Origin of the sequence: Chromohalobacter sp., from assembly GCF_039830575.1 — a bacterium.
Taxonomy (GTDB): Bacteria; Pseudomonadota; Gammaproteobacteria; order Pseudomonadales; family Halomonadaceae; genus Chromohalobacter; species Chromohalobacter israelensis.
The window spans coordinates 283,805-304,205 of sequence record NZ_JBDOOX010000013.1 but is presented as its reverse complement, the minus strand read 5'-3'; the positions used below and the strand labels follow the sequence as shown (position 1 = coordinate 304,205).

The window sequence follows — 20,401 nt, the reverse complement described above, 5'->3', positions numbered from 1 at the left end:
CCAAGCCTTTCCAATGGCGGAAAACTGCTGACGAGATAGTGGCGTCGGTGGGTCGAGCAGCATCAGCCCTTGAGCGACGCACCGACAAGCCAGATTAATTGTACGAACTTTGAAAACACCACACTAGGGTATAGTGGAGCATGGCGTCATGTCTTGCGCCAGGCGGGGTATCGGCCCGTCCCAGGCGCCACTGTCATGTCGCTGACACGCAACCGTCACACCTCGCTGCCAAGGTGCCCCACGCGCCACTTGCCGGGAGATGCCTCGATGAAAATGCTAGCCATCTACAGTATCAAGGGTGGCGTGGGCAAGACTGCCTCCGCCGTCAACCTGGCCGCCCTGGCGAGCCAGGCCGGCTATCGCGTGCTGCTCTGGGACCTCGATCCGCAGGCGGCCACGACCTTCTACCTGCGTGCCAAGCCCAAGGTGCGGGGCGGCGTGGACAAGCTGGTGAAAGGCAAGGCCTCCTTCGACAAGGTCATTCGCACCAGCGAAACGCCCGGGCTCGACCTGTTGCCGGCATCCTTCGGCTCGCGGGAGCTGGATCACCTGCTGGAAGACCGCAAGCTCAGCCGGTTGCGCAAGATTCTCAAGCCCGTTCACGACGACTATGACCTGGTGATCCTCGACTGCCCACCGAGCATTTCCACGCTTTCCGAGCACGTCTTCTCGAGCGCCGACGCCCTGCTGGTGCCGGTGATCCCGACGACGCTTTCGCTGCGTACCCTGGAGCAGTTGCGGGAGCACCTCGACGACGTCGACCACGCTTGCCCCGTGTGGCCCTTTTTCACCCTCGCCGACCGGCGCAAGAAGCTGCATCTCGACGTCATGGCCACCCTGAGTGAAGACTGGCCCTTGATGATGACGACGACCATTCCCTACGCCAGCGCCGTCGAGCGCATGGGCCTCGAACGCGCCCCCGTCACGCAGTTCGCCCGCAGCTCCGCCGCTGCGCGAGCGTACCGCGGCCTCTGGCAGGAACTCGAACAGCGCCTGTAAGCACGCTCGTCCTTCAGGGGCTCGCACATCGGGCCCATGAGCGGTCGCATTACGGCCGCGAGCGCGGTACGTTGCGGGTTTTGCCAAGGACATCACCATGACCGACGATCGCCAGACCCGCCACCGCAACGCCATGCGCAAGCTCAAGTCGCATGTCGACGAGAAAGTCGCCGCCGCCACCGAGCAGCGCGGCCTGCTGCTGGTCTTCACCGGCAACGGCAAGGGCAAGACCACCGCCGCCTGGGGAACGGTCACCCGGTCACTCGGCTACGGCTATCGCGTCGGCGTGGTACAGTTCATCAAGGGCATGTGGGAGTGCGGCGAGCGCGAACGCCTGGCGGATGACGCCAACTTGAGCGTGCACGTCATGGCCACCGGCTTCACCTGGGACACCCAGAACCGCGAGGCCGACACCGCCGCCTGCCAGGCGGTATGGCGTGACGCCCTGACCTTGCTGCAAGACCCCGATGTCTATCTCGTGGTCCTCGACGAGATCACCTACATGCTCAAGTTCGGCTATCTCGACATCGCCTCGGTGCGCGAGGCCATCGCCAATCGACCGAGCGAACAGACGGTGATCGTCACCGGCCGCAATGCGCATCGCGAACTGCTCGACATGGCCGATACCGTCACCGAGATGCAGGAAGTGCGCCACGCCTTCAATGCCGGCGTTCAGGCACGTCGCGGCATCGACTACTGAGCCGCCCGGTCAGGACGGTGGCGTCGCCCGCTCGAGCGCCCGGCAGACCTGCTCGACGCCCTGGATCAGGCGCGGTCCGGGGCGACTGATGGCATCGGGATCGAGAGTGTACAGATGGCCCTCGCGCACCGCCGGCAGCAGGGTGTCGTCCTGCCAGGCCTGCTGCCAGTCATCGTCCGGCGCGGCCGCGAGAATCACGTCAGGGCGCGCCTCGATCAAGGCTTCGCGACCGATTTCAGGCACCAGGACCCGGCGGTCCGCGAACAGCGGCTCCCCGCCGCAATGGCGAATCGCCCGGGTGACGATGTGGCCGTCGCCCAGCGTGGTCAGCGGGTGGCGCCCCAGTTGATAGAACACGCGCGGCGTTTCGGGCAGGCGTTGCCGAGCGGCCGCGAGGCGTGCCTCGAACGCCTCGGCCGCACGCGCGCCTGCCTCGGCGTGACCGGTCAGACGCCCCAGGTCGCGCAGGTCGCCAGCCACGTCGGCGAGTCGCCGCGGCTCGCTGGCGTAGACCGGCACGCCCAGCGCCTCGAGACGCGTCACCACGCTGCGCGGCGTGCCACTGCGCCAGGTCACCACCAGGTCCGGCTCGCGCGCCATGATGGCTTCCAGGGCGATGCCTCGGTAACTGCCCACCCGAGGGATGTCCCGCGCGGCGCGTGGAAAATCGCTGCCCTCGAGGGCCCCCACCACGCGCTCGCCGGCCCCCACCGCGTACAGCAGCTCCACGATGTGCGGCGCCAGTGCCACGACACGCTCGGCGGGCGCCGTCAACGCCACCGTACGGCCCGCGTCGTCGTCGACTTCGAGCGCTGCCATCGCCGACGCGCTGAAAAGCGACGCGACGCTGAACCATGCGAGCATCACGACATGTGCAAGAAACGGGGAAAGACGCGGCAATCTCACGACTCCATTAGCCACTGACGAACGCGCAGGATAGCATGTCCCGATGGGTCGCTCGCCCGGGCAGCGGCCCGATTTCTCACCGCGACAGGAGGTTCGTATGACACGCAAGGAATTCCGTCTCCCCCTCGTGGCCACCGCGCTTCTCGGCACGCTGCTGGTCGCCACCCAGGCGCAGGCCAAACCGGGGCCGCAGGCACCGCACGAGCTGCACGTGCAGGCCCAGTCGACCCTCAACGTGGCGCCGGACATGGCCCGCCTCAATGCGCGCCTCTGGGAGCGGACCCCCGCCGTGGCGCAGAGCGAGGCCGGCAACGACGCCCAGGCGCTGGGCGATGCGCGCGAGCGACTGGAATCGCGCACCGGTGATCTGATTGACGCCCTGGAGGACGCCGGCGTCGAAAGCCGCGACATCCAGGCCGGTTCGCTCAACGTGCGCCCCGAGATCATGATCCAGCCCCAGGGCGACGACGACGCCGAGCCCCGGGTACGCACCCAGGTCGAGCGTCCCGTGAGCGTGACGATTCGCGACCTGGAACACCTGCCACGCATTCTCGATGCGCTGACCGCCGCGGGCGTGGACGCGCTGGACGGCGTGGAATACGACCTCGCCGACCGCGATGCCGCCAGCGACAAGGCGCTGACCCAGGCACTCGAGCGCGCCCGGCAGAAGGCCCGATTGATGGCCGACACCCTCGAGGTCAAGCTCGGTCGTGTGGTGCGCGTCGAGGAAACCCAGGCACCCGACTACACGCCTCGCCCCATGATGATGCGGGCCGAGTCCGCCGACGCCAAGGCCGCGCCGCAGTATCGGGCCGGCGAGATCGGCATCGACGCCGGCGTCAGCGTCACCTGGACTATCGAAGACGGATCCTGACGAGGCGCGCGTCAGTTCTCGACACGCAGAAGCCCGGCCTTGGCCGGGCTTCTTCATCTGTCGTGCCTGTCTGTGGGGCCGCGTTCAGCCAACCACCTGGCGCCTGACGCGCGGGCTCAGCATCTCACCGAGCACGGTGATGGCCACCAGCACCGCGAGGAACCACGGCCACTGGCTGCCGATATCGATGCTCATCACTCCCAGCGCATCGATGAAGATCAGCACGATGCCCAGAGGACTGACGTAGCGGACCATCAGCAGCCACAAGGCATGCTGGCGCCTGGAGAGCCGCAGTTCGTCGCGGAAGATCTCGTCGCGCAGCAGGAAGCCGGCCATCAGGCAGAGCCCCAGACCGCCCAGCGGCATCATCCAGCGCGAGGTCAGGTAATCGAGCCAGTCGAAGACGGTCTTCCCGGCGAGCGTCCAGTCGGCACCCAGGTTGAAGGACAGCATGGCCAGCGTGCTCAGCAACCAGAGCACGATGCCACTGCTCCATGCCGCACGCTTGCGACTCATGCCCTTGCGCTCGGTCAGCCAGGCTACGGTGGCCTCGATCATCGACACGGCGGAGGTCAGGGCCGCCACGCTGAGCATCACGAAGAAGATCACCTGCAGCACATTGCCCAGCGGCATCTGCTGGAAGGCCAGCGGCAGGCTCATGAAGATCAGCCCCGGCCCGCTGGCCGGATCCATGCCGTTGGCGAAGATCGCCGGAAAGATCGCCAGACCGGCCATCAGCGCGATCAGCGTATCGCAGATCGCCACGGTGAAGGTGGTGCGCGCGATGGACTTGCTGTCGGGCAGGTAGGCCCCGTAGGCCATGATCGCCCCCGCCGACAGCGACAGCGTGAAGAAGGCATGCCCCATCGCCGCCAGCAGGCCAGCGCTGGACAGCTTGCCCACCTCGAAGGAGAACAGGAACGTCACCGCCTCGCCGAAGCCGCCGGAGAACATGGCATAGACGATCATGGCCAACAGCAACAGCACCATGCCCGGCATCATCCAGCGCATGCTGCGCTCGATGCCTTCCTGCACCCCCTTGCCGACGATGAACATGGTCACCACCGTCACCAGCGTGCTCCACGCCCCCAGCGTCAGCGGATTGGCGTTGTTGGCGCCGAAGATGGCCGCCATGTCCTCGACGCTGCCACCCTGCAGGCCGCCGCTGATCGCCTTCCACAGGTAGGCAAGCGACCAGCCGGCGACGACCACGTAGAAGGACAGGATCATGAACCCGGCGAGCATCGACATCCAGCCGAACCCGGACCAGATCTTGCCGCGACCGGACTCCTGCGCCACGCGCTTGACGGCATCGATGGGACTCCCGCGCCCGCGCCGCCCGAAGGCGATCTCGGTCATCATCGCGGGGATCCCGATGCACAGAATGCAGGCCAGGTAGACGAGCACGAAGGCGCCGCCGCCGTACTCGCCAGTCATGTAGGGAAACTTCCAGATATTGCCAAGGCCCACTGCCGAGCCCGTCGCCGCCAGCACGAAGCCCCAGCGGCCGATCCAAAGATTTTTGGGTTGCTGTCTTGCCGTCATGGTTCACCTGAAGGGTTATTTTTGTGGTTCATGCAGCGCGGCGCGAGCACTTGCCACCGGGCGATTCTACCGTTTTCCATCGACATTTCGCGAACCGCGTCCGCCCGAACCGCGACGGCGAGGCAATCGCTGGAGCCGATTGCCGGCTTATGCGAAGCTGACTCCCGGACCCGGCGCATCACTTGCATCGACAGCCCTGGAGGTCGCATGACACGCCAATTCGCCATTCTCGGACTCGGCTATTTCGGCAGCACGGTCGCTCGCGAGCTCAAGCGGCATAACAATCAGCTACTTGGCGTCGATCGCGACGAGTCTCGTGTCGACGCCATGGCCGAGCACCTCGATCACGCCGTCATCGCCGACGTCACCGACGAAAAGGCACTCGCCGAGCTGTCGCTGGAGGACTACGACGCCGTGGTCATCGACGTCGACGGCAACCTCGAGGCCAGCGTGATCTGCACCCTGCACGCCAAGGAACTGGGGGCCCGCGAAATCTGGGCCAAGGCCCACTCGGACGCTCACTACAAGCTGCTCGACCGCCTCGGCGCGGACCATATCGTGTACCCCGAATACGACACCGGCATCCGCGTCGCCGAAAGCCTCAATTATCATGCCATGGTCGATTTCATCCGTCTCGGCGAACGCGAGTTCATCGTCGAGATCGAGGCAACCGAACGCCTCACCGAGCACTGCGCCACCGTCGCGCAGCTCGATATCGACGAACGCGCCCTGTGTCTGGTGGCCATCAAGCGAGGCGACGAGGTAATCCGCGCGCCCGAGCGCACTACCGAGCTGGCACGCGGCGACCACCTGGTTCTGATGGGGGATCTCGCCGCGCTGCGCGAGCTGGGCAACAAGCTATGACACCACTTCGCCACCGCGCCCCGAGCGACGCACGGCTCCACGGGGCGTGCTCATGAGTTTCTGGCAACGCCTGTCACGCCCCTGGCGACATACGCCACACGGCCGCGTACTTAGGCTTTCGCCGCCGGAAACGCTATTGCTGGGCTTTACCCTGCTCTGCCTGATCGGCGGCGGCTTGTTGCGCCTGCCCATGGCCGCGACGGTAACGCTCGACTGGCAGGAGGCGCTGTTCACCGCCACCTCGGCGGTGACGGTCACCGGGCTGGCGGTCGTCGATACCAGCGCTTTCACACCGTTCGGCCAGGTCGTGCTGCTGGCCTTGATCCAGATCGGCGGACTGGGGTTCATGACCTTCGGGGCTCTGACCCTGCTGCTCCTGGGGGCCCGCCTCCCCCTGCAGCAGCAGAACCTGGTGCGAGAAGCCCTCGGTGAAACCTCGTTGGGTGAACTCTCGCAACTCGTGCGCCTGGTGGTAGCCTTCGCCGTCCTGGTCGAGGCAGTGGGGGCGGGACTTCTCGCGCTGCACTGGGTCCCCGAGCTCGGCTGGTCGCGCGGTTTGTGGGCCAGCCTGTTTCATGCGGTATCCGCCTTCAACAATGCCGGTTTCTCGCTGTGGCCCGACAGCCTGACGCGCGACGTCGGCACGCCGCTGGTCACGCTGGTCGTCAGCAGCCTTTTCATCGTCGGCGGCCTGGGTTTCGTGGTGATCAGCGACATTCGCGAAAAGCGGCACTGGGGACGGTTCTCCATGCAGACCAAGATCGTGCTGTGCGCGACCCTGGCCATCAACCTGGTCGCCATGGCGGCGATGGCAGCGCTCGAATGGCACAATCCCGCGACACTGGGCGGGCTGGAAAGCCTCGGCGACAAGCTGCAGGCGGCCTGGTTCCAGGCCGTGACACCACGTACCGCCGGTTTCAACAGCGTCGATACCGCGGCCATGTCCGACGCCTCATCGCTGCTCACCATGCTGCTGATGTTCATCGGTGGCGGCGCGAGCTCCACCGCCAGCGGCATCAAGCTCACCACCTTCATCGTGCTGCTGTTGGTGGCCCGGGCCTTCCTGCGCGGCACGCAGCCCACGGCCTACGGGCGCGCCATCGGCGAACAGACGGTGATGAAGGCCGTCGCCGTGGCGCTGGCCGGGGTGGCGCTGGTGTTCGTGACGCTGCTGGTGCTGTGCATCACCGATGGCCGCCTCGCGTTCCTCGATCTGGCCTTCGAGAGCGTCTCCGCCTTCGGCACGGTGGGATTGTCGCGCGGCATCACCAATGAACTGTCGCTGCCCGGCCAATGGATGCTGATGCTCACCATGCTGCTCGGCCGTGTCGGACCGCTGTCGCTGGGGTACTTCCTGGCCACGCGGCGCACGCGGGGAATGCGCTACGCCGAGGGCCACATCCAGATCGGCTGAGGTACCGGCTCGTGGTACCACTGTCGTTGCCCGCACGCGGGCGACGGCAGGCGAACGGTTGCAATATTTCCATGATTGTTCAAATATAGAAGCGTCATTTTTCGATAGTCGCGACGGACGCCTCATGCTGCTTGCCCTGCCCATCTTCATCGCCACGCTCATTCTCGTCATCTGGCAGCCGCGTGGCCTGGGGATCGGCTGGAGCGCAAGCGCGGGCGCGTTGATCGCGCTACTCACCGGGGTCATCCACCCCGCGGACATTCCCGCCGTGTGGTCGATCGTCTGGAACGCCACCTTCACCTTCATTGCCATCATCATCACCAGCCTGCTGCTCGACGAGGCCGGCTTCTTCGAATGGGCGGCCTTGCATATCGGCCGCTGGGGCAACGGCCGGGGGCGTCGCCTGTTCGTCCTGGTGGTACTGCTCGGTGCCGTGGTCGCGGCGGTGTTCGCCAACGATGGCGCGGCCTTGATCCTCACCCCGATCGTCTTCGAGATGCTCGTCGCCCTGGGCTTCAGCGCCGGTGCGACACTGGCGTTCGTGATGGCCGCCGGCTTCATCGCCGATACCGCCAGCCTGCCGCTGGTGATTTCCAACCTGGTCAATATCGTCTCGGCGGACTACTTCGATATCGCCTTCGGCGAATACGCGGGCGTCATGGTGCTCGTGGACATCGTCTCGGTACTTGCCTCGCTCGGCATGCTGTACCTGTTCTTTCGACGTGCGGTGCCCTCGACCTATGCCCTCGGCGACCTGCGCAAGCCACGCGAGGCCATCCGCGATCCGGCGGTCTTCAAGGCCGGCTGGTGGGTACTGGGGCTCTTGCTGGTGGGCTTCTTCGTGGCCGAACCGCTGGGCGTACCGGTCTGCGTGATCGCCGCCATCGGTGCGTCGATCCTGTTCGTGATCGCCCAGCGCGGTCATCACATCCACACCCGCAAGGTGCTGCGCGACGCCCCCTGGAACATCGTGGTGTTTTCGCTGGGCATGTACCTGGTGGTGTATGGCCTGCGCAACGCCGGACTGACCGACATGATCGCCGGCGGTCTGGAATGGCTGGGCGGGCATGGCCCCTGGATCGCCACGCTGGGGACAGGCTTCATCGCCGCCGGGCTTTCCTCGGTGATGAACAACATGCCCACCGTACTGGTGGTCGCCTTGTCGATCGATGCCAGCGACGTCACCGACCTGACCCAGCAGGCGATGGTCTATGCCAACGTCATCGGCAGCGACCTGGGCCCCAAGATCACGCCCATCGGCAGCCTCGCCACCCTGCTGTGGCTGCACGTCCTGGCGCGCAAGGGCATGACCATCGGTTGGGGCTATTATTTCCGCGTGGGCATCGTGCTCACCGTCCCCGTGCTGACGGTCACCCTGCTGGCACTGGCTGCCTGGCTACAGTTTCTCGCGGCATGAAGCGCCAGCCCCGGGATCAGCAGCGGCCGGTGTCGTCCGGCAATCGGCACTGCTCGGGGCGATCGTCACAGCAGTGCGCGGTCAGGTAATCCACCAGGCCGCGCATCCGGGAGAAATCGGCACGGTAGTGGACATGCCGGCCATGTGCCTCGCCATGTACCAGACCGGCGTGCGCGAGCTCCTTGAGATGGAAGGAGAGCGTCGAGGGCGAGACCCCGAGGGCCTCGGCGATATCGCCGGCGAAGGCACCGTCGGGGCCGACCCCCACCAGGTGCCGAAAGATCGCCAGTCGCGTGCGCTGCGCCAGCGCCGACAAGGCCTTGAGAGCGTCATTCGTTTCCATATTTGCACAACGGTAGAAGTTACGTTGACCCGACTATCCCACACAGGAGTCGTTCATGCACGACCTTCCCAATCTCGACACCGCATCTTTCGCCGTCCCCGACGGCGATGCGCTGATGGCGCCCCGACTCAGCACGCATCCGCCGCGCATCCTGCTGCTGCATGGCTCGCTGCGTGAACGCTCGTTCAGTCGTCTGGTCAGCGAGGAAGCCGCGCGTTTGCTCGCTGCCATGGGTGCCGAGACACGTTGCTTCGATCCGCGCGGCCTGCCCTTGCCGGACAGCGAGGACGCCTCGCACCCCAAGGTTCAGGAGCTCCGCGAGCTGGCGCAGTGGGCGGAAGGCATGGTGTGGTGCTCCCCGGAGCGTCACGGCGCGATGACCGGCATCATGAAGGCGCAGATCGACTGGATTCCGCTGGCGCTGGGCGGTGTCCGCCCGACCCAGGGCAAGACCCTGGCGGTCATGCAGGTCTGCGGCGGCTCGCAGTCCTTCAATACGGTCAACCAGCTACGCATTCTCGGTCGCTGGATGCGCATGCTGACCATCCCCAACCAGTCGTCGGTGCCCAAGGCGTTCCTGGAATTCGGCGACGACGACCGCATGCAGCCCTCGCCGCTCTACGACCGTATCGTCGACGTGATGGAAGAGCTGATGAAGTTCACCTTGCTGACACGCGACCGCAGCGACCTGCTCACCGACCGCTACTCCGAACGCAAGGAGAGTGCCGAAGAGGTATCTCGGCGCGTCAATCAGCGTGGCATGTAGCCCGGCACGTTCATCGAAATGACATGGATCTCGGGCATATTCGTCTAGCCATATATCCCACGAGGCTGACCCATGAGCAAAAAACGCGTTCTCTTTCTCTGCAACGCCAACTCGGCCCGCTCGTTGATGGCCGAAGCCCTGCTGCGTCACATGGCCGGACAGCGCTTCGAGGCCTACAGCGCCGGCGTCGAGCCCGATGAGCCGCAGCAGGCGGCGCTGCAGGCTCTCGCAGAGCTGGGCATCGATACCACGGGGCTGGCCAGCAAATCGCTGGAGGCCTATGCCGGCGAGCATTTCGACAGCGTGATCATCCTCTGCGAAAAAGCCCAGCAGCGCTGCCGCGACTGGGAAGGCAACACCGACGAGCTGCTGTTCTGGGATATCCTGGACCCGCGCCTCAATCCGCGTGACGGCGCCTACACCCAGACCCTCGAAGAGATTCGTGGCCGTCTGCGGCTATGGTTGAGCGTTCAGTCCCGGGAGGCCTGAGCCAGTGACCACGGCAGTGCTGACCCCGGCGGCCTTGCACCGCTGTCTCGCCGACGAGACGCGCTTGACGCTGACGCTGCTGCTCTGCACCGAACCCGAGCTGTGCGTCTGCGAAATGACCGAGGCCCTGGCGGCCCCGCAGCCCAGGGTATCGCGCCATCTGGCCTACCTGCGTCGTGCCGGCCTGCTGCGCGGTCGCCGCCGGGGTGCCTGGATCTACTATCGCCTCGAGCCGACGCTGCCCGAATGGGTCTCGACCATTCTCGAGGCCTCGCGCGACGCCGCGCCGCCGGAGGTCATCACGGCTCACCGACGACTCGCCGACGCCGGCACCCCCAGCCGGCGTCAGGCGGCTTGCCACGCCGAGCCCAGGCCGGCTCTCTTTTCCTCCACGTCAGGAGACATCGCATGACATTACGCATCGGCATCAACGGCTTCGGGCGCATCGGCCGCCTTGCCCTGCGCGTCCTGTGGGCGTCGCGCGCGACGCAACCGCTGGAGATCGTTCGCATCAACGATCCCGGCGGCGATGCGGCGACCTTCGCCCATCTGCTGGAATTCGACTCGGTCCACGGCCACTGGTCTCCCGGCACGGGCATTCGCGCCGAGACGGATTCGCTCGTCATCGACGACACCCCGATCATCTTCAGCACCCATCGCGATCTCGCCGACAGCGACTGGTCCCGATGCGACGTGGTGATCGAAGCCTCGGGCGCCATGACCAAGGCCGCCAAGCTGCAGCCCTACCTCGATCAAGGCGTGCCGCGCGTCGTGGTCTCGGCGCCGGTCAAGGACCCCGAGGTGCTCAACGTGGTGATGGGCGTCAACGATGGCGATTTCGCTCCGGCGCGACACCGCATCGTCACCGCGGCCAGTTGCACCACCAACTGCCTGGCACCGGTGGTCAAGGTGATTCACGAAACCTTCGGCATCCGCCATGGCTCGATGACCACGGTACACGACATCACCAATACCCAGACGATCCTCGATGCGCCGCATAAGGATCTACGCCGTGCTCGCGCCTGTGGCATGAGCCTGATCCCCACCACCACGGGCTCGGCCAAGGCGATCACGGCGATCTTTCCCGAGCTGGAAGGCAAGCTCAACGGCCACGCCGTGCGCGTGCCGCTGGCCAACGCCTCGCTCACCGACATGGTCTTCGAGCTGGAACGAGCGGTCACGGTCGACGCGGTCAACGGCGCGCTCGAAGCCGCGGCCGAAGGCGAGCTGGCCGGCATCCTGGGTTACGAGGCACGCCCGCTGGTCTCCATCGACTACCGTACCGATCCACGCAGCGCGATCATCGATGCTCCGTCGACGATGGTGATCAACGAGACCCAGGTAAAACTCTACGCGTGGTACGACAATGAGTGGGGCTATGCCAATCGTACCGCCGAACTGGCCTTGAAAGTCGGCAACGCCCGGGAACCGGCACGATGACGACCCTGCAACGCCTGCGCGCCCTGCCCTTCGAAATACGCCAGTATCTGCTGGTCACGGGCAATTATTGGGCCTTCACGCTGACCGACGGCGCCTTGCGCATGCTGGTGGTGCTGCATTTCCATCAGCTTGGCTATTCGCCGCTGGAAATCGCCCTGCTGTTTCTGTTCTACGAGGCCTTCGGCGTGGTCACCAACTTCGTCGGTGGCTGGCTCGGCGCCCGCCTGGGACTCAACCGCACCATGAACCTCGGTCTGGGGCTGCAGCTGGTCGCCCTGGGCATGCTGCTGGTGCCGGCCTCGGCCTTGACGGTGCCCTGGGTCATGGCCGCCCAGGCGCTCTCGGGGGTCGCCAAGGACCTCAACAAGATGAGCGCCAAGAGTGCGGTCAAGGTGCTGGTCCCCAAGGACAGCAGCAACGCCCAGGGCGCGCTGTACCGCTGGGTGGCCATCCTCACGGGGTCCAAGAATGCCCTCAAGGGGGCCGGCTTCTTCGCCGGCGGCCTGTTGCTGACGCTGATCGGTTTCCAGGGCGCGATACTCGCCATGTGGGTGATGCTGGCCGTGGTGCTGGGGCTTTCGCTATGGCGTTTGCGTGCCGACCTGGGCCGCCAGAAAGCCAAGCCCAGGTTCCGCGAGGTCTTCTCCACGTCGCGCGCGGTCAACGTTCTCGCGGCGGCACGCCTGTGCCTGTTCGCTTCACGCGACATCTGGTTCGTGGTGGCATTGCCGGTGTTCCTCTACGATCAGCACGGCTGGAACTTCTGGAGCGTCGGCATTCTGATGGCCGTCTGGGTGATCGGCTACGGTGGCGTTCAGACCCAGGCCCCGCGCATCACGCGACACCTGCACGGCGATACGCGCAGCACCACCGTCATCCTGGCCGCGGCGCTCGCCCTGCTCCCGGCCCTGCTCGCCCTCACGCCGCTGGCGACCACCGTCACCTGGCTGATCGCGGGGCTGCTGGCCTTCGGCATTCTCTTCGCCATCAACTCGAGCTGGCACAGCTATCTGATCGTGCGCTTCGCACGCGCCGAGGGCGTCTCCATGGACGTGGGCTTCTACTACATGGCCAATGCCATGGGACGTCTCGTCGGCACGGTCCTCTCCGGCTGGGTCTATCAGGCCCATGGCTTGGCGCCCTGTCTGGCGGTGTCCGCGGCGCTGGTCGCCGCCAGCGCCGTCCTGGCGATGGGTCTGCCTCGACAAAGGCAGTGATCCCGTTCAGAGACCGGGGGGAGGCATGGCCGGCGGTTCGCCTGACCTGGTCGACAGCACACCACACGATAGATTTTTCATGGGTTTTGCCATCTATAAAAACTATCAACTCGGTAGCGTGCAAACGGTGTCGATAACGTATAATGTTCGACTAGCCTAATAGCAGAGCGAAAAAGCCAAAATAAGCTTCCACCCCCCACTGGAGGCACGAGCAAGAGGAAGAATTGCAGTGAACGCTCCACTCAAGGAAACCGACACCACCAACGTGCTCGAACAGCACAAGAGCTACCGCTTCGTCACCGACCTCCTGGCCCGCGCCGATATCCAGATCAATGGCACACGTCCGTGGGACATGCGCGTTCATACCCCCGAGGTCTTCGACCGGGCGCTCGCCGAAGGCAATCTCGGGCTCGGCGAAACCTACATGGCCGGCCTCTGGGACGCCGAACGCCTCGACGAATTCTTCTTTCGGCTATTGCGTGCCAACATCAACAAGGCGGTACAGCCATCGAAGCTGGTCTTTCACGCCCTGCGTGCCAAGCTCACCAACCTGCAAAGCGTCAAGCGCGCCTGGAAAGTCGGCGAAGCGCACTACGACCTGGGCAACGACTTCTACGCTGCCATGCTCGATCAGCGCATGACCTATACCTGTGGCTACTGGCACGACGCCGAGACTCTGGATGCCGCGCAGGAAGCCAAGCTCGACCTGATCTGTCGCAAGCTGGATCTCAAGCCCGGGATGCGCATTCTCGACATCGGCTGCGGCTGGGGCAGTTTCATGGCCTACGCCGCCGAGCACTATGGCGTGGAATGCGTGGGTCTCACCATCTCGCGCGAGCAGGCCGACTACGGGAAGTCCTTGATGAAGAAGGGGCTTCCCGTGGAATTTCGGCTTCAGGACTATCGCGAGATCGACGAGCAGTTCGACGCCGTCATCAGCATCGGCATGTTCGAGCACGTGGGTCGCAAGAACCACCGCGAGTACATGGAGGTCGCCCACCGTTGCCTCAAGGAAGGCGGCCTCTTCCTGCTGCATACCATCGGCAAGAATGTCCGCGAAAGCACGCCGGACCCGTGGGTCGACAAGTACATCTTCCCCAACGGTGACCTGCCGTCCATCGGCCAGATCGGCGACGCGGCCGGCGGGTTGTTCGTCACCGAGGACCTCCACAACTTCGGCGCCGATTACGACAAGACGCTGATGGCCTGGTGGGAGAACTTCGAGCACCACTGGCCGCAGTTCCGGGCTCGCTTCGGCGACGAGTTCTACCGCATGTGGCGCTACTACCTGCTGTCCTGCGCGGCGGCCTTCCGGGCCCGCGACATCCAGCTGTGGCAATGGGTGCTCGCCAAGCCTGGCGTGCTCGGCGGGTATCAGCGCATCACCTCATAAGCGCGACTTGCCAGACACCTGGTGTTCGGAAAGCCCCGAAAACCAGGCCGCGACACGCAAAAGGGCGCCGAAGCGCCCTTGAGGTCATTCGCGTTGTCAGACCATCAGCCGTAACGCCCGGTGATGTAATCCTCCGCCTTCTTGGTATGCGGGTTGGAGAACATCTGCTTGGTGGCGTTGTACTCGATCATCTCGCCGAGATGGAAGAACGCCGTGTAATCCGCCACGCGTGCTGCCTGCTGCATGTTGTGGGTGACGGTCACGATGGTGAAGTCCTTCTTCAGCTTGTCCATCAGGTCTTCGATGGTCGCCGTGGAGATGGGGTCGAGTGCCGAGGTCGGCTCGTCCATCAGGATCACGTCGGGGCGCACGGCGATGGCGCGCGCGATGCACAAGCGCTGCTGCTGACCGCCGGATAGCGACGTGCCCGGCTCGTGCAGCTTGTCCTTGACCTCGTTCCACAGCCCTGCATCGCGCAATGCACGCTCCACCAGCTCGTCCTGATCGGCCTTGCGGCTGACCATGTCGTGCATGCGCGGCGCGTAGGCGACGTTCTCGTAGATCGACTTGGGAAACGGGTTCGGCTTCTGGAACACCATGCCCACGCGACGGCGCAGGGCCACTTCATCCATGCCGCGGGCATTGACGTCGTGACCGTCCATTTCCACCAGTCCCTTGATGCTCACCGAGTTGATCAAGTCGTTCATGCGATTGAGGCAACGCAGGAAGGTCGACTTGCCGCACCCCGAAGGGCCGATCAGGGCCGTGACGGTATTGGCGAAGATGTCGATGCTGATGTCCTTGAGCGCCTGGTGGTCGCCGTACCACAGGTTGAGGTCGCGCACGCGCACGCTCAGGTTTTCCTCGACGTTCTCGTTGCGCGTCACCGGCTGCCCCTTGTCGGGCGTCGGCGCCTGGGTATAAGGATCACGCGCGGCATCCTTGGAAGCCGTGGGCGGATCTTGCTGAGTCTGAAAGTTCTGCAGGGTCGTGTCGTTCATGGCGATGATGTCCTGTCTGAAGTCGCTTACCAGCGGCGTTCGAATTTGTTGCGTAGCCAGACGGCGAGAGCATTGAGAAAGATCAGCACCGCCAGAAGCACCAGGATGCCGCCCGCCGTCTTCTCGGCAAAGGCGCTGTTCGGCTCGCTGGCCCAGGTGAAGATCTGCGCCGGCATCACCGTCGAGGCGTCCGTGATCGATATCGAGGCATCGGGAATGAACGCCACCATGCCCACGATGATCAGTGGCGCGGTTTCCCCCATGGCCTGTGCCAGACCGATGATCGAACCGGTCAGGATGCCCGGCAGCGAGACAGGCAACACGTGATCGCGCACGACCTGCCAGCGTGAGCAGCCCACGCCGAAGGCGGCATGACGAATGCTGTCCGGCACACTGCGCAAGGCAGCGCGTGTCGAAATGATGATCACCGGCAGCGTCATCAGTGCCAGGGTCAACCCGCCCACCAGTGGCGAGGAGCGCGGCACCCCGAAGAAGCTGATGTAGATCGCCAGCCCCAGCAGACCGAACAGGATCGACGGCACGGCCGCCAGGTTGTTGATATTGATCTCGATGAGCTGCGTCAGGCGGTTGTCGGGCGCGAACTCCTCGAGATAGACGGCCGTCATCACCCCGATCGGGAAGCACACCGCCATGGTGACCAGCATGGTCATCACCGTGCCGATGGCCGCCGAGGCGATCCCCGCCAGTTCCGGCATCTTGGAGTCACCGGTGGTGAAGAAGGTGGTGTTGAACTTCAGCGCCGCGCGCCCGTCCTCGACCAGGGCCTGGAGCGTTTCCTTGTCGGCGGGACGCAGCCGATCCTCGTTTCCCTTGAGGAACTGATCCACCCGGCTGTCGGCGATCACCCATCGGGTCTGGGTGGTGCCCATCAACTCCGGGTTGTTTTCCATCTCGCGCGGCAGGGAGCGGAAGAAGCCGCGCGAGATCAGCGGGCGCACGTCCTCATCGACGGCCGCGAGCGGCAATTTCTGGGACTGCTCGTCGTAGCTGACCTCGACCTGCAGCTGCGCCTGCTGAAACGCGGGCCACCCTCGCACCACCATGTCGGAAATGAACACGACGAGGAATGCCGCCGACAGGATCAAGGCGCCCATGGTCATCCATTTCATGCGCGCCGAACGCCGATGGCGTTTCTTGAGCTGCGCGGAAATTTCTTCGAACGATTGGCTCATGCTCTCGACCTATCGGATTACAGGTTGTTGACGCGGTACTTCTCGCGGAAGCGGCGAATCATGAACACCGACACCACGTTCAGCGTCAGCGTCACGACGAACAGCACCAGCCCCAGGGCAAAGGCCGAGAGTGTCTGGGCGCTTTCGAATTCCTGATCGCCGGTCAGCGCCGCAACGATGCTCACCGTCACGGTGGTCATGTCTTCCAGCGGATTGGCGGTCAGGTTGGGACGCATGCCGGCCGCCATGACCACGATCATGGTTTCCCCCAGCGCGCGGGACACCGCCAGCAGCGAGGCCGAGATAATCCCCGGCGCGGCGGCGGGCACCACCACGTTGCGCACCATTTCCCCTTTGGTGATGCCCAGCGCCAGGGCCCCTTCCCGCAGGCTGTTGGGCACGGAGTTGATGACATCGTCGGACAGCGAGGAGATGAACGGGATGATCATGATGCCCATCACCAGCCCCGGTGCCAGGGCATTGGAGTACGAGGCATCGAGCCCGAACAGCCCGGCGATATCCACCACCAGCGGCGCCACGGTCAAGGCCGCAAAGACGCCGTATACCACGGTGGGGATCCCTGCCAGCACTTCGATCACCGGCTTGGCAGCCTTGCGAATGCGCATGGGCGCGAACTCGACCATGTAGATGGCCGCGCCCAGACCGAAGGGAATCGCCACCAGCATGGCGATCAGGGTGATCATGAAGGTGCCGGCGAAAAGCGGGATCGACCCGAACTGCGCGGCACTGCCCCCCTCTTCGCCGCGACCGGCGGCGGAAAGGAAGCTCGCGCCGGGATTCCAGGTAGTGCCGGTCACGAAGTCCCAGAAGCTATGCATCTGGAAGAAACGCAGGGCCTCGGTGATGATCGACAGTAGAATGCCCAGCGTGGTGAGAATCGAGATCATCGCCGCGGCTGCCAGCAGCTTGCGAATGACCCCTTCGATGGCGCGTCGCGCATGGAAGTCGGGGCGTACTTGACTCAGCCCCATGACCAGGCCGATCGTCGCAATGATCAGGCTCGCCGACAACAGATAGAGCGTGGGGATCTCCGCCCCCATCAGCAACAGGGCAAACGCCCCCAGGGCGCTGACCAGAAGTGCTGGTCCGGCGGTGGCGAGGACCGCGAACCAGGCGTATTGATCCGGCTGTGCATGCATCGCCGTGCCCGTGGCACGAACGCGCGAGGCCTTGGCGCGGCTCAGGGTGAAGGCAACTCCCCCAAGCACCAAGAGTACCGCGCAGAACAGCAGGAAGACGGTATTCGTCGTCATGTCGGTCTCTCAGGATAACGTTGCTCCCGGTGGGAGCCATCAACCCCGTAGGGCTCGTCACGCAAATGGGCCGGCAGCAAAAGCCGCCGGCCACTTCATCGGACCGCTTACGGCCTTACTTCAGGTCGCTGAGTTCGAGACTCTCGCGATTTTCGACATCGCTGCGCGCCTGCTCGCGTGCGTCCTCGGGCAGCGGGATCAGACCCAGGCCCTTGAGGTAGCCCATCGGGCTGATCATCTGCTCGCTCATGAACAGGTCGACGTAGGGGTACATGGCCGGCACGCTATCGGCATGCTGGTTCTTAACGTAGAAGAAAAGTGAGCGCGACACCGGATATTCACCGGAGCTGATGGCTTCGGGCTCGGGTTCCACACCATCGATGCTCGCGGCGGTCAGGGAGTCGGCGTTCTCTTCGAGGAAGGAATACCCGAAGATACCGAATGCCGTGGTGTTCTCCTGGAGACGCTGAACGATGAGGTTGTCGTTCTCGCCGGCGTCGACGTAGGGGCCGTCCTGACGGATGTCGGTGTAGCCTTCACCGCCGTAGGCGTCCATCTCTTCGGAAGCGGCTTCCATCACCAGCTCCTCGAAGGCATCACGCGTGCCGGAAGTGGTCGGCGGACCATACACCATGATCTCACGATCCGGCAGCGAGGAGTCGATATCGCTCCACTTGGTGTAGGGGTTGTCGACCAGTTCGCCGTCCTGGGGCACCTTGGCGGCCAGCGCGAGGAACAGCTGCTCACGCGTGAAGTTGACCGGCTCGTTGGTGTTGGACTCGGCGAACGCGATACCGTCGTAACCGATCTTGGCTTCGGTGATGTCGGTCACGCCGTTTTCCTGGCAACGCTCGAACTCGGAGGGCTTCATGCGGCGCGAGGCGTTGGTGATGTCCGGCGTGTCCAGCCCGACCCCATTGCAGAACAAGCGCAGACCGCCGCCGGACCCCGTGGATTCGATGACGGGTGTCGGGTAATCGGTGGTCGCGCCGAACTCCTCGACGACGTAGCTGGCGAACGGATAGACGGTGCTGGAACCGACGATGCGTAGCTGCTCGCGTGTTTCGTCCTGCGCCTGGGCAACGCCTGCGACGCTCATCACGGCAGCGGCCAACGCGGTAGTCTTGAGGATACGGTTCATGCGGGTAACTCCTGTCGATGAGAGTGTTCAACCTTCGCGACACCTAAGATGCCCAATGAAGATGACAGCTTCATGACAAAAGATGACGAATGTCACTCCGAGTTACGCCGACGCGTTGCACCCCGTCTACCGTTCGGTCACTGCCCCTTCTTCCTCCTGAGCCCCCAAGGCTCGACCGGCCAGTACCCGCACGCCGATATTGCCCAGCACGGAAGCGCCCAGCATCGTCAGTACCGTCGGCCAGGCACTGGCGATCTCGAAGGCCCCCACCAGCATGCCGGCGAAGGCGCCGCTGGAAAATTGCAGACACCCTTGCAGCGCCGTGGCCGTCGCGCTCATGTTCGGGAAGTGATCGAGCATCGAGGACATCGCGTTCGGCGCGATCAACCCCTGCATGCCCACGAACACCACCATCAGCGGCGCGACGCTGTAGATCGAGTCCATGCCCGACAGGATCAACGCCACCAGGGCCACCCCGGCACATAACTGAATGCCCAGCCCCACCACGAGATTCTGCTGCGGCGTGCGTCTCTTCAACAGATAGATGTTGAGACGGTTGGAAGAGGCCATGACCAGGATGTTGGCCCCGAACACGAACGGATAGACCGCCGCCGAAATGCCGTAGTGCTCCATGTACAGGTACGGCGACCCGGTGATGAAGGCAAACATGCCCGCGAACGACATCGACACGGCGCAGATGTAGCCCATCGCCTCGCGATGACGAATGACGCTGGCATAGTTGCGCAACACCTGGCGCATCGACGGTGCGTCGGGATCGCGCCCATGGGTCTCGGGCAGGCGCGTACCCAGAAAGAACAGCAGGAAGGCGGCATACAGCGCCAGGAACAGAAAGATCGACTGCCAGTTGAAGAATCCCAGCAGCACGCTTCCCACCGTGGGCGCCACCAGCGGGGCGAGCATCAGGATCATCGCCATGGTCGACATCACCTTGGCGGCCTCGCGTCCGCTGAAACAGTCGCGCACGATGGCCGCGGAATTGACCACGCAGGCCCCGCCCCCCAGGGCCTGGACGAAACGCAGCCCCCAGAGCGTTTCCAGCGACGACACCTGCATGATGCCCAGACTGGCGACCAGAAACACCACCAGCCCGGTCAACAGCACCGGACGCCGGCCAAAGCGATCCGACAGCGGGCCGCACAGCAGCTGGCCGATGGCGAAGCCGAACAGGAACACGCTCAACGACAGCTCGGTGTGATGCACGCTGGCGTTCACCGCCTCGGCGAGCGTCGGCATGGCGGGTAGATAGGCATCGATGGCGAAAGGCGCCAGGGCGGTATTGGCCGCCACCAGCAGCGCCAAACGTCGCGCATTGAGTCGAGTCACGACATCTCCTGAAGAACGTACAGAGTCGTGCCGGCTCCGACGGGGCCGGCACGCCAACATGAAGAAGGCTAACGGCTAGTG

Annotated in this window: 20 protein-coding genes; 12 read left to right on the top strand and 8 right to left on the bottom strand. The window is 64.6% G+C overall.

Annotation, left to right across the window (positions count from 1 at the left end):
- Window positions 1–267: 267 nt before the first annotated feature.
- Window positions 268–999 (top strand): ParA family protein, encoded by a 732-nt coding sequence (locus ABGX75_RS13875; RefSeq protein ID WP_011506793.1) that lies wholly within the window; start codon window positions 268–270, stop codon window positions 997–999.
- A 97-nt stretch (window positions 1,000–1,096) separates the two neighbouring features.
- Window positions 1,097–1,699: a cob(I)yrinic acid a,c-diamide adenosyltransferase gene (gene cobO / locus ABGX75_RS13870; RefSeq protein WP_011506792.1), complete on the top strand. Its 603-nt coding sequence runs from the start codon at window positions 1,097–1,099 to the stop codon at window positions 1,697–1,699.
- A 9-nt stretch (window positions 1,700–1,708) separates the two neighbouring features.
- Here the strand turns inward: cobO and ABGX75_RS13865 are convergent, their stop codons facing one another.
- Complete coding sequence (locus ABGX75_RS13865; RefSeq protein WP_179152083.1) at window positions 1,709–2,518, bottom strand: helical backbone metal receptor; 810 nt, start codon at window positions 2,516–2,518, stop codon at window positions 1,709–1,711.
- A gap of 184 nt (window positions 2,519–2,702) precedes the next feature.
- On the opposite strand from ABGX75_RS13865, the gene ABGX75_RS13860 reads away from it, so the two are divergent.
- Window positions 2,703–3,479, top strand: a complete 777-nt coding sequence (locus tag ABGX75_RS13860; protein WP_035410114.1) for an SIMPL domain-containing protein — start codon at window positions 2,703–2,705, stop codon at window positions 3,477–3,479.
- Window positions 3,480–3,563: 84 nt separating this feature from the next.
- On the opposite strand, the gene ABGX75_RS13855 is transcribed toward ABGX75_RS13860, so the two are convergent.
- Window positions 3,564–5,024: a sodium-dependent transporter gene (locus ABGX75_RS13855; protein WP_347410491.1), complete on the bottom strand. Its 1,461-nt coding sequence runs from the start codon at window positions 5,022–5,024 to the stop codon at window positions 3,564–3,566.
- A gap of 207 nt (window positions 5,025–5,231) precedes the next feature.
- Between ABGX75_RS13855 and ABGX75_RS13850 the strand changes: the two genes are divergently transcribed.
- The 3 genes from ABGX75_RS13850 (at window position 5,232) to ABGX75_RS13840 (ending at window position 8,719) form a co-directional block, all read left to right on the top strand.
- Complete coding sequence (locus tag ABGX75_RS13850; protein WP_043558175.1) at window positions 5,232–5,888, top strand: TrkA family potassium uptake protein; 657 nt, start codon at window positions 5,232–5,234, stop codon at window positions 5,886–5,888.
- A gap of 52 nt (window positions 5,889–5,940) precedes the next feature.
- Complete coding sequence (locus ABGX75_RS13845) at window positions 5,941–7,302, top strand: TrkH family potassium uptake protein (protein WP_287124036.1); 1,362 nt, start codon at window positions 5,941–5,943, stop codon at window positions 7,300–7,302.
- Between the two features lie 124 nt (window positions 7,303–7,426).
- Window positions 7,427–8,719 carry an arsenic transporter gene (locus ABGX75_RS13840; RefSeq protein WP_011506786.1) on the top strand — a complete coding sequence of 431 codons (1,293 nt, stop codon included), beginning with the start codon at window positions 7,427–7,429 and terminating at the stop codon, window positions 8,717–8,719.
- A 16-nt stretch (window positions 8,720–8,735) separates the two neighbouring features.
- On the opposite strand, the gene ABGX75_RS13835 is transcribed toward ABGX75_RS13840, so the two are convergent.
- Window positions 8,736–9,062, bottom strand: coding sequence for a metalloregulator ArsR/SmtB family transcription factor (locus ABGX75_RS13835; RefSeq protein ID WP_035410123.1), 327 nt, complete (start codon window positions 9,060–9,062; stop codon window positions 8,736–8,738).
- A 55-nt stretch (window positions 9,063–9,117) separates the two neighbouring features.
- Here ABGX75_RS13835 and arsH point away from each other — a divergent pair, with 55 nt between their 5' ends.
- From arsH to cfa, 6 genes are all read left to right on the top strand, one after another.
- The gene (gene arsH, locus ABGX75_RS13830) at window positions 9,118–9,828 is read left to right on the top strand and encodes an arsenical resistance protein ArsH (RefSeq protein ID WP_287124038.1); all 711 of its coding nucleotides are present in this window, start codon (window positions 9,118–9,120) and stop codon (window positions 9,826–9,828) included.
- A 72-nt stretch (window positions 9,829–9,900) separates the two neighbouring features.
- The gene (locus ABGX75_RS13825; RefSeq protein WP_011506783.1) at window positions 9,901–10,317 is read left to right on the top strand and encodes an arsenate reductase ArsC; all 417 of its coding nucleotides are present in this window, start codon (window positions 9,901–9,903) and stop codon (window positions 10,315–10,317) included.
- A 4-nt stretch (window positions 10,318–10,321) separates the two neighbouring features.
- Window positions 10,322–10,729 carry a metalloregulator ArsR/SmtB family transcription factor gene (locus ABGX75_RS13820; RefSeq protein WP_287124039.1) on the top strand — a complete coding sequence of 136 codons (408 nt, stop codon included), beginning with the start codon at window positions 10,322–10,324 and terminating at the stop codon, window positions 10,727–10,729.
- The gene (locus ABGX75_RS13815) at window positions 10,726–11,757 is read left to right on the top strand and encodes an ArsJ-associated glyceraldehyde-3-phosphate dehydrogenase (protein ID WP_287124040.1); all 1,032 of its coding nucleotides are present in this window, start codon (window positions 10,726–10,728) and stop codon (window positions 11,755–11,757) included. Before ABGX75_RS13820 ends, ABGX75_RS13815 begins: the two co-directional genes overlap by 4 nt.
- Window positions 11,754–12,974 (top strand): organoarsenical effux MFS transporter ArsJ, encoded by a 1,221-nt coding sequence (arsJ, locus tag ABGX75_RS13810; RefSeq protein ID WP_287124041.1) that lies wholly within the window; start codon window positions 11,754–11,756, stop codon window positions 12,972–12,974. Before ABGX75_RS13815 ends, arsJ begins: the two co-directional genes overlap by 4 nt.
- A gap of 229 nt (window positions 12,975–13,203) precedes the next feature.
- Window positions 13,204–14,367, top strand: a complete 1,164-nt coding sequence (gene cfa, locus ABGX75_RS13805; RefSeq protein WP_011506779.1) for a cyclopropane fatty acyl phospholipid synthase — start codon at window positions 13,204–13,206, stop codon at window positions 14,365–14,367.
- Window positions 14,368–14,471: 104 nt separating this feature from the next.
- On the opposite strand, the gene pstB is transcribed toward cfa, so the two are convergent.
- From pstB to ABGX75_RS13780, 5 genes are all read right to left on the bottom strand, one after another.
- On the bottom strand, window positions 14,472–15,254 hold the full coding sequence (pstB, locus tag ABGX75_RS13800; RefSeq protein ID WP_011506778.1) for a phosphate ABC transporter ATP-binding protein PstB: 783 nt from the start codon (window positions 15,252–15,254) through the stop codon (window positions 14,472–14,474).
- Window positions 15,255–15,394: 140 nt separating this feature from the next.
- Entirely contained in the window at window positions 15,395–16,561 is a 1,167-nt protein-coding gene (gene pstA / locus ABGX75_RS13795; RefSeq protein ID WP_011506777.1) for a phosphate ABC transporter permease PstA, read from the bottom strand.
- A 17-nt stretch (window positions 16,562–16,578) separates the two neighbouring features.
- Window positions 16,579–17,835, bottom strand: coding sequence for a phosphate ABC transporter permease subunit PstC (gene pstC / locus ABGX75_RS13790; RefSeq protein ID WP_011506776.1), 1,257 nt, complete (start codon window positions 17,833–17,835; stop codon window positions 16,579–16,581).
- Between the two features lie 115 nt (window positions 17,836–17,950).
- Window positions 17,951–18,976 carry a PstS family phosphate ABC transporter substrate-binding protein gene (locus tag ABGX75_RS13785; protein ID WP_011506775.1) on the bottom strand — a complete coding sequence of 342 codons (1,026 nt, stop codon included), beginning with the start codon at window positions 18,974–18,976 and terminating at the stop codon, window positions 17,951–17,953.
- A 126-nt stretch (window positions 18,977–19,102) separates the two neighbouring features.
- Complete coding sequence (locus ABGX75_RS13780) at window positions 19,103–20,320, bottom strand: Bcr/CflA family multidrug efflux MFS transporter (RefSeq protein ID WP_128690477.1); 1,218 nt, start codon at window positions 20,318–20,320, stop codon at window positions 19,103–19,105.
- Window positions 20,321–20,401 lie beyond the last annotated feature (81 nt).

Excerpts from the sequence above, each read along its gene's own strand:
- arsJ (WP_287124041.1), top strand. The coding sequence starts at position 11,754 with ATGACGACCCTGCAACGCCTGCGCGCCCTGCCCTTCGAAATACGCCAG.
- ABGX75_RS13815 (WP_287124040.1), top strand. The coding sequence starts at position 10,726 with ATGACATTACGCATCGGCATCAACGGCTTCGGGCGCATCGGCCGCCTT.
- cobO (WP_011506792.1), top strand. The coding sequence starts at position 1,097 with ATGACCGACGATCGCCAGACCCGCCACCGCAACGCCATGCGCAAGCTC.
- pstA (WP_011506777.1), bottom strand. The coding sequence starts at position 16,561 with ATGAGCCAATCGTTCGAAGAAATTTCCGCGCAGCTCAAGAAACGCCAT.
- pstC (WP_011506776.1), bottom strand. The coding sequence starts at position 17,835 with ATGACGACGAATACCGTCTTCCTGCTGTTCTGCGCGGTACTCTTGGTG.
- ABGX75_RS13785 (WP_011506775.1), bottom strand. The coding sequence starts at position 18,976 with ATGAACCGTATCCTCAAGACTACCGCGTTGGCCGCTGCCGTGATGAGC.
- ABGX75_RS13855 (WP_347410491.1), bottom strand. The coding sequence starts at position 5,024 with ATGACGGCAAGACAGCAACCCAAAAATCTTTGGATCGGCCGCTGGGGC.
- ABGX75_RS13865 (WP_179152083.1), bottom strand. The coding sequence starts at position 2,518 with ATGGCAGCGCTCGAAGTCGACGACGACGCGGGCCGTACGGTGGCGTTG.
- ABGX75_RS13825 (WP_011506783.1), top strand. The coding sequence starts at position 9,901 with ATGAGCAAAAAACGCGTTCTCTTTCTCTGCAACGCCAACTCGGCCCGC.
- ABGX75_RS13845 (WP_287124036.1), top strand. The coding sequence starts at position 5,941 with ATGAGTTTCTGGCAACGCCTGTCACGCCCCTGGCGACATACGCCACAC.
- ABGX75_RS13860 (WP_035410114.1), top strand. The coding sequence starts at position 2,703 with ATGACACGCAAGGAATTCCGTCTCCCCCTCGTGGCCACCGCGCTTCTC.
- ABGX75_RS13875 (WP_011506793.1), top strand. The coding sequence starts at position 268 with ATGAAAATGCTAGCCATCTACAGTATCAAGGGTGGCGTGGGCAAGACT.
- ABGX75_RS13835 (WP_035410123.1), bottom strand. The coding sequence starts at position 9,062 with ATGGAAACGAATGACGCTCTCAAGGCCTTGTCGGCGCTGGCGCAGCGC.
- ABGX75_RS13850 (WP_043558175.1), top strand. The coding sequence starts at position 5,232 with ATGACACGCCAATTCGCCATTCTCGGACTCGGCTATTTCGGCAGCACG.
- arsH (WP_287124038.1), top strand. The coding sequence starts at position 9,118 with ATGCACGACCTTCCCAATCTCGACACCGCATCTTTCGCCGTCCCCGAC.
- ABGX75_RS13840 (WP_011506786.1), top strand. The coding sequence starts at position 7,427 with ATGCTGCTTGCCCTGCCCATCTTCATCGCCACGCTCATTCTCGTCATC.